Here is a 3,617-nt window from a genome sequence, read left to right on the forward strand (position 1 = left end):
ATTCAGCTCGGCCAAGCATTTTATCAAAACATAGCGCCTACGCCTGTTAAAAAACCAGAATTACAGTTATTTAATAGCAGCTTAGCATTACGTTTAGGGCTAGATAATGAATTACTAAGCAACAAACATTTGCTGGCGCAATATTTTTCCGGTAATGAATTACCCATCGGCGCAGAGCCTATTGCCCTAGCCTATGCAGGTCACCAATTTGGCCAATTTAATCCGCACTTAGGCGATGGCCGAGCCCACTTACTTGGCGAACTCCTCGATGATCAAAATATCCGCTATGATATTCAGTTAAAAGGCTCCGGGCCAACACACTTTTCTAGACAAGGTGACGGACGCTGCGCCCTAGGCCCTGCCATTCGTGAATTTATCATGAGTGAGGCCATGCACGCACTTGGTGTACCAACGTCTAGATGTTTAGCTGTAGTAACCACTGGCGAACAGGTAGCACGAAATTCTTACCAACCCGGCGCTGTGGTAACCCGAGTTGCCACAAGCCACATTCGAGTAGGCACGTTTCAGTTTTTTGCTGCGCGCTCAGACCTTGAGTCACTCGCCGCGTTAACCGATTACGCGATAACTAGGCACTTTGGCGACATTAACTTAACCGATGATGACAAAGTGGTAAAATTTCTCGAGCACGTTATTGATAAACAAATTGCACTAGTAGTGAGCTGGCTGCGAGTAGGCTTTATTCATGGCGTAATGAATACTGACAATACTGCAATTTCTGGAGAAACTATCGACTTTGGCCCATGTGCGATGATGGGTACTTACCATAAAGATACGGTATTTAGTTCAATCGATCGCAATGGCCGTTATGCCTATGGCAATCAAGCAAAAATAGCACAGTGGAACATGGCAAGACTCGCGGAAGCGTTATTGCCACTTATCGATAGTGAGCAAGATAAAGCAGTCGCTCTTGTTGAGCCCCTTATTCATCAATTTTCAGAAAAATTTGAGCAAGCCTACTTTGCTATGTATGCAAATAAGTTAGGTATAGAACATTATAACGATAGCGATACAGAGTTAATCGTTGAGTTGTTAGATATTATGCAAACTAAGCAACTCGACTATACGCAAACCTTCAATCAGTTAACCGATTCTCTGACCCAAGCAGATATAAAGAACAGCATGGCAACGAGTCTTGGCGACTGGTATCAAACTTGGTTAACTCGCTTGCAATCGCTTAACAGTGACATGACTCAGATCCAAAGTTTAATGCGTCACTCTAACCCAGTGGTGATACCGCGCAATCATCACATTGAAAATGTCTTGCAACAGTGTGAGCAAAGTGGTGACTTTAGTAGCGCAGAAAAGATCATAAAAGTGCTCGCTTCACCTTATGCGGTCATTGCCGAAACAGCTAATTATCAAGATGCTGCTACTGACGGTGATAACTCTTACCAAACTTTTTGCGGTACTTAACTAAGCGCTACTCTGACAACAATTCATAACCATGGACAACTGATGCAACAAATAAATAAAGTGGATTTAGAAAATAACAATTTACTGTTAATCACTTTTAAACAAATGTGGGATCAAGATGATATTAGCGATTTATCAGAGCTAATATTTTCACAATTTGATGGCGCTCGTATCATCGAAGCAGTTACCGGCGCAGATCGTCAGTACTATCGCTTTAATTACCACAATGAATATTTAATCTTACATTTTGAAAGCTACAGCAACGCCTGTTGGCTTGAGCCTGAAGATCAACAATCTAGTGAAAAAATTGCTGATATTGGACGATACTTACAACATAACATCATATAATTATTCAATAATAGGAAACCTTCATGGGTCCACTAAAAGGCATTAAAGTGCTTGATTTAAGCCGCATTTTAGCGGGTCCTTGGGCAACCCAAGTGTTAGCAGATTTTGGTGCTGAGGTGTGGAAAATTGAACGCCCAAATACAGGCGATGATACCCGTACATGGGGACCACCTTTTGTTCACAATAGCCAAGATGAGAACACTAGCGATGCGGCTTACTATTTAGCAGCAAATCGTGGTAAACATTCCATTACTGTAGATATTACTACAGCTGCAGGCCAGCAATTAATTCATGATTTAGCTCGAAAAGCCGATATTGTGGTCGAAAATTACAAGTTAGATGGCTTAAAAAAATATGGCCTAGACTATCAAAGTATGAAAGCCATTAATCCAAGTATTATTTATTGTTCGATAACAGGTTTTGGGCAAACTGGACCAGATGCTAAGCGTGCTGGTTATGATGCAATGATCCAAGGTATGGGCGGCTTGATGAGTTTAACAGGCGTGCAGGAAGGACAACCAGGCGCAGGACCACAAAAAGTAGGTGTAGCCGTCGTAGATCTTATGACAGGAATGTATGCCGTGAGTGCAATACTTGCAGCGCTTTATCATAAAACTCAGACCGAAGAAGGCCAACACATAGACTTAGCACTACTAGATACCCAAGTGGCATCGCTTGCTAACCAAGGTATGAATTACCTTATTGGTGGACAAGTACCACAAGCGCAAGGTACAGCTCACCCAAACATTGTGCCATATCAAGCGTTTGCGGCTCAAGATGGGCATATAATGTTAGCAGTAGGTAATGACAGTCAATTTGGCCGTTGTGTCGCTGTGCTTGGTTTAGCCGATTTAGCAACAGACCCTCGCTTTAGCAGCAATCAACTTAGAGTTCAAAATCGACAACATTTAATACCTAAGCTACAACAAGCATTGCACAAAAACACTCTAGATCATTGGTTAGCAGAGCTTAACCAACAGGGCGTACCTTGTGGCCCGATTAATACCTTAGATAGGGTTTATCAAGAGCCGCAGATACAGCATAGAGAAATGATATTTGAATTAGAACACAGGCAAGCGGGGAAGATTAAACAAGTTGCTAATCCAGTAAAATTTTCAGCCACACCTCTGGAATATAGCAAAGCCCCACCGATTTTAGGTGAAGATACAGATGCCATTTTAAGCTCGCAATTAGACTTAACTAAACAACAGTTAGCAGACTTAAAACAGCAGCAGGTTATTTAAAAATAACTCAATGACAAAGGTCGTATTGAGCCACCAATTAGGTAATATATTTTGCCAACATCGGTGTGTATAACTAAGGAGAAAAACGTGAGCACAGCATCAAACTGGGAAGACATTTTATTACTTAACGAGCAACTATCAGAAGACGAACGCATGATCCGTGATATGGCGCGTGATTTTTGTCAGGAACAATTACAACCAGGCATTTTAATGGCGAATCGTCATGAGAAATTCGACGCAAATATCATGCGTCAGTTTGGTGAGCTTGGCTTACTTGGTGCCACCATTGATGGTTACGGTTGTTCAGGCGTATCTTACGTATCATACGGTTTAGTAGCACGTGAAGTTGAACGTGTTGATAGTGGCTACCGCAGTGCAATGAGCGTGCAATCATCATTAGTTATGCACCCAATTAATACATGGGGCAGCGAAGAACAAAAACAAAAATATTTACCAAAGCTTGCTACGGGTGAATGGATTGGCTGTTTCGGTTTAACTGAACCTGATGCTGGTTCTGATCCTGCTGGCATGAAAACCCGAGCGAAAAAAGTCCCTGGCGGTTACCAATTAACCGGCAGTAAAATGTGGATC

At 42.1% G+C, this 3,617-nt stretch carries 4 protein-coding genes; all 4 read left to right on the plus strand.

Going from position 1 to position 3,617, the window contains the following annotated elements:
- Nucleotides 1–1,434, plus strand: coding sequence for a protein adenylyltransferase SelO (locus tag QNK26_RS02935; protein ID WP_319220767.1), 1,434 nt, complete (start codon nt 1–3; stop codon nt 1,432–1,434).
- 42 nt (nt 1,435–1,476) lie between these two features.
- A complete protein-coding gene (locus tag QNK26_RS02940; RefSeq protein WP_319220768.1) occupies nt 1,477–1,782 on the plus strand; it encodes a DUF3630 family protein in 306 nt (101 codons plus the stop codon).
- 23 nt (nt 1,783–1,805) lie between these two features.
- Nucleotides 1,806–3,026, plus strand: a complete 1,221-nt coding sequence (locus QNK26_RS02945) for a CaiB/BaiF CoA-transferase family protein (RefSeq protein WP_319220769.1) — start codon at nt 1,806–1,808, stop codon at nt 3,024–3,026.
- 87 nt (nt 3,027–3,113) lie between these two features.
- On the plus strand, nt 3,114–3,617 hold a 504-nt coding region (locus tag QNK26_RS02950; RefSeq protein ID WP_319220770.1), incomplete at its 3' end, for an acyl-CoA dehydrogenase family protein.

This window comes from Moritella sp., assembly GCF_033791185.1.
Classification (GTDB): domain Bacteria; phylum Pseudomonadota; class Gammaproteobacteria; order Enterobacterales; family Moritellaceae; genus Moritella.

Bases quoted from the DNA above. Each gene is read 5' to 3' on its own strand.
- QNK26_RS02940 (WP_319220768.1), top strand. From the start codon at position 1,477: ATGCAACAAATAAATAAAGTGGATTTAGAAAATAACAATTTACTGTTA.
- QNK26_RS02945 (WP_319220769.1), top strand. From the start codon at position 1,806: ATGGGTCCACTAAAAGGCATTAAAGTGCTTGATTTAAGCCGCATTTTA.